The following is a 3,806-nucleotide window of genomic DNA, read 5'->3' on the forward strand; positions in this document are numbered from 1 at the left end:
CTGAGAGGGAAAGCAAGGTGAGTGGCGGAAAGCAGCTGGAGTCGAACCAACCCGGGAGCGGCTGACGCCCCCCACCGGGTTTGAAGCCCACGAAACAAGCAAGAGGGATTCTTTAGGAATCAACTGCTTGAATGATTTCAATGACTTAGCTTTCGCCTTTTGTAGCACCTTGCCGTAGCAGCACATCGGTGTGAATAGTGAGTCTAACAAGCTCCTGGATGAAATCTTGAGGAAAATTCTGAGAGGTCGCCTCAGAAGGAGTGCTTCTGTGGGTTCCCCCGCCCGGTCATCTTGGGAGGCCTACTGTGACAGTAATCGGGTGGGCGCTGTCATCACCTCTCTAGTAAGTTCTGATTCATTCAAGGAGTACTTGACCTCATTGACGTGATTAACGACATGGCAGCCGCACTCCCACCGTTGATGGGACATGTCTGTGATCACTCCATCGTCATAGTGGGCGCGGCTAGTACCTGCAAACATAAGAACCTCTACCTCGTCTCCAACCGCAAAGTCAGTTCGGTCACATCGCATTGCATATGACTTTCCGTGAGGCGATAGCTTTACAAACGCAATCTGACGCATAGGTCTTTTACTCACAATTGCTCCTCGAATGGGGTTGAATAGATGATGGCTGTTAGGAGAGGGAGGCGATGGCCTCTGAACTGAAGAACGCTGTTTAGATGAATTGTTCTAGACTGTGTGGTTAACCGGCAACCAAGGAGTAAAGCTTGTTTTTCAAGAAGAAGATGGCCCCGAAAGAGGTGAGCCTCATAGAGATTGTGCCCAAGGTGACAAAAAGTGGATATTTGTTCTGGGACATCAATGACGATCTTGGAATGGCAGCCGAGGCGATTATGGCAAGCACTCCCCTTAACAAAATGGCCTATGGGTATGCGAGACGGGCCGCAATGGCTGCGTTGTTCATTCAGGGCATTACAAGTGCAGACCACTATGCGCACGCTAGCTCTATTTTCAAAGCACTACAGGTCCAAACCGATACCTCAGTTGAGTTCCAAGAACATGCCGCTCGGAGCTCCGAGGTTTTTATGCAGACTTATACGAATCAGATTAATTCGTTGTTTCTCAAGAAGGTCATCGCAATTTCACTTGAATACGAGATTCCTGATGTGCGGATGACAGACGCTGACTTCTTCGCCGCAGTGGTAGATACCATCTATGTAGAGCAGAGCGAGGCTCGCGCTGGCTAGGCAGTGCAGTTCCATTGCTATGGACGTGCGCGATAGCGGTTTTCTGTGTGGCCTTGAAAGGGAGTCCTGCCGAAGTTGCTGCTGGCGAGAACTGTCTAGTGTTGTGTGTTCACAATCGACCGTTAATGGACAGGGTTGCTGAGGGTGTCCACAAGATAGCCTTGCATTGTTATGGACATGGCGTTAATATCGGACACCCTATTCGTACACGTGAAGAGCCCATGTCCACCTTGAGCCAGCCAGCTTCCCGAGTCTTTGCCTACTGCCGTGTCTCTACCTCAGACCAGACCACTGATAACCAGCTCCTTGAGATCGCTGCAGCAGGCTTTGAGGTGTCCCAGAGGCGAGCCATCAAGGAAACCATCAGCGGCTCCGTAGCGGCCTCTGAGCGGCCTGGGTGGGCCTCCTTGGTTGCCAAGCTGGAAGCTGGTGATGTCCTTGTGGTCACCAAGTTGGATCGCCTTGGGCGTAATGCCATGGATGTGAGGAAGACTGTGGATGCTCTCGCTGCTGATGGCGTGAGGGTGTACTGTCTTGCTCTTGGTGGGATGGACCTCACGAGCGCAGCAGGGAAGATGACGATGGGTGTTATCACCGCTGTTGCTGAGTTTGAGCGGGATTTGCTGATTGAGCGCACCAATGCAGGACTCTCACGGGCAATAGCCGAAGGAAAAGCCTTGGGGAGACCCAAGAGCCTGACCGAAGGAAACACCGAGGAAGTCCATAAGCGACTGGCTGCTGGAGAATCAGTGGCTGCAATCGCCAGGGCAATGGGAACCAGTAGGCAGACGGTGATGCGGGCAAGGGATGCGAATCAACCACAACCAGCGCCAGCCCACGTAAAGGCCCTGTAAGCGCTTGATGGTGTTGCTCGTAGGTGGCCTGGGTTGAGCCCTGATCGCGGCTCCTGGAGGTTTCACTCAGGGTCTGTCTGCTCACAATCCTTTTGGTGATCTGTAGGTGCTTTCATTACCTAACTTTTAGGATGAAGTCCGGAGGTCTAAACACTATGATTATGGGAGCAATGAATCGTTTGCCCATGCGGGTTAGCAATTAAACCACATAATAGAAGGGGGACCTCCGTTAGATATATATCCTTTGGAGTATCAACTGGAAGTATCTAATGGAGCCTCCTCCTCAGGTGCTCCTTCGGTGATGCTGTGTGGTTAAGCACAGGACTCCGTAGGCCATGGGTCTGATGGCTTGGCACCTCCGATGATGATTTACTTACTGGTGCTCAGCTCCAGAGGAGTAACCATTGGCTCAGCCTTCTGGAATCTTCGTAGCGGCCCCGTGAGCACTCCGAATGGTATCCCGGTAGGGTAGCCGGTAGCCTTGCTTGAGTTCTGATCGTGGCTCCTGAGGCGAACTGAGGAGTTTTCGATTGGCCCACATAATAGGACGACACTTCGATCCACACCAAAGCTCACTCCTTAAGAACTCCGACAAGAATCCCCTGTAGACAAGATAACCAACAAGTAGTACATCCTTCCGTCCATTGGAATCCATTGGAAACCCTTTAGGTGGGGGTTTATATGCCACAGATTTTGTACTCTTAAGGTGGATTTCTGAAAAGATTTCCTTCGTCTGTCCCCATTGCTGGTGTTCCAGCCATTGGCGCATCCATTGGGTCAGCTTTCTAGTTCATCCACTGCCAGCACCCTTTGTTCTCAGCTCCTCAGGTTCACGCCTCGGGAGCTTTTCTCATTTCCACACCACCACCACCGATCACTTGCTTGAAAGGATCGACCACACATAACCAAAGAAAGGAGGCACCACCATGCCCACAACAACTACAGCCACAACCACAGCCAGCCCACTGGAAACCGATAGAACCCCAGTGAGCGTAGCTAACCCAGAAGGCCACCAGCGCCAGCCCATTAGCAGCCCGGAAGTTTCCCCTCTCGAAGCCTACAACGAGAAGGCCAGAAAGAGACTCATGGATAAAGTCACAGAATCGACTGAGCCGCACCCCAGACTTGGTACACCCTGCTGGAACCATGAAGGCACTCCCAGCAATCGGGACGGCCACCGCTTCTGCAGCTACGACCATGGTGGTGTCAAAGAACAGCACGCCCATCGGACATCCTTCCGCGTCCACAAAGGCGAGATTCCTCAAGGCATGCTTGTCCGGCACCTATGCGGCGATGCAGCTTGTGTCAATCCTGACCATCTTGAACTGGGCACTCACCAGCAGAACGGAAGCGATATGGCCGTGATGAGTGATGCCCCCGTAAGAGCCCAGTCGGGGATCAGAGGTGTTTACCAGACCGCCCACGGTACATGGCAGGCAGTGGTCACCTTCATGTACAGGGCGATCACCAAGTGTCACAAGCTCAAAGAGGATGCCATAGCTTGGCGTGAGGCGAAGTTACTGGAACACCATGGGGCTCTCGTGGGCTATCCAGCATCTAGACCTTTGGCAGCGCCAGCGGCTCAGTTGGCCCTCTTCTGAACTAGCACCTTGGGCAACTCCAACTGAGTCCCGTAAGACAGCCGTTCGATTGCGTCCTTCAGGTCGATCATGTCCAGATGCGTGTAAACCTTCCGACCTGTGGAACCGCCCGTCTCGTGCCCTGTGATGGCATCCTGAAGATG

General features: G+C 52.8%; 4 protein-coding genes. 3 read left to right on the forward strand and 1 reads right to left on the reverse strand.

Going from position 1 to position 3,806, the window contains the following annotated elements; genetic code table 11:
- Positions 1-728: 728 nt before the first annotated feature.
- Both RR877_RS09985 and RR877_RS09990 read left to right on the forward strand, forming a co-directional pair.
- Positions 729-1,208, forward strand: a complete 480-nt coding sequence (locus RR877_RS09985) for a hypothetical protein (protein ID WP_332628103.1) — start codon at positions 729-731, stop codon at positions 1,206-1,208.
- A gap of 221 nt (positions 1,209-1,429) precedes the next feature.
- Entirely contained in the window at positions 1,430-2,062 is a 633-nt protein-coding gene (locus RR877_RS09990; RefSeq protein ID WP_332628104.1) for a recombinase family protein, read from the forward strand.
- Between the two features lie 830 nt (positions 2,063-2,892).
- Here RR877_RS09990 and RR877_RS09995 read toward each other — a convergent pair.
- Positions 2,893-3,288 (reverse strand): hypothetical protein, encoded by a 396-nt coding sequence (locus RR877_RS09995; RefSeq protein WP_332628105.1) that lies wholly within the window; start codon positions 3,286-3,288, stop codon positions 2,893-2,895.
- Positions 3,289-3,330: 42 nt separating this feature from the next.
- Here RR877_RS09995 and RR877_RS10000 point away from each other — a divergent pair, with 42 nt between their 5' ends.
- Positions 3,331-3,663, forward strand: coding sequence for an HNH endonuclease (locus RR877_RS10000; RefSeq protein ID WP_332628106.1), 333 nt, complete (start codon positions 3,331-3,333; stop codon positions 3,661-3,663).
- The last annotated feature ends 143 nt before the right edge of the window (positions 3,664-3,806 follow it).

It is taken from the genome of Aurantimicrobium sp., assembly GCF_036667855.1.
In the GTDB taxonomy this organism is placed as follows: domain Bacteria; phylum Actinomycetota; class Actinomycetes; order Actinomycetales; family Microbacteriaceae; genus Aurantimicrobium.

Coding starts and splice junctions, on each gene's coding strand:
- RR877_RS09995 (WP_332628105.1), bottom strand. CDS start 3,288: ATGGGCGTGCTGTTCTTTGACACCACCATGGTCGTAGCTGCAGAAGCG.
- RR877_RS09990 (WP_332628104.1), top strand. CDS start 1,430: ATGTCCACCTTGAGCCAGCCAGCTTCCCGAGTCTTTGCCTACTGCCGT.
- RR877_RS10000 (WP_332628106.1), top strand. CDS start 3,331: ATGCTTGTCCGGCACCTATGCGGCGATGCAGCTTGTGTCAATCCTGAC.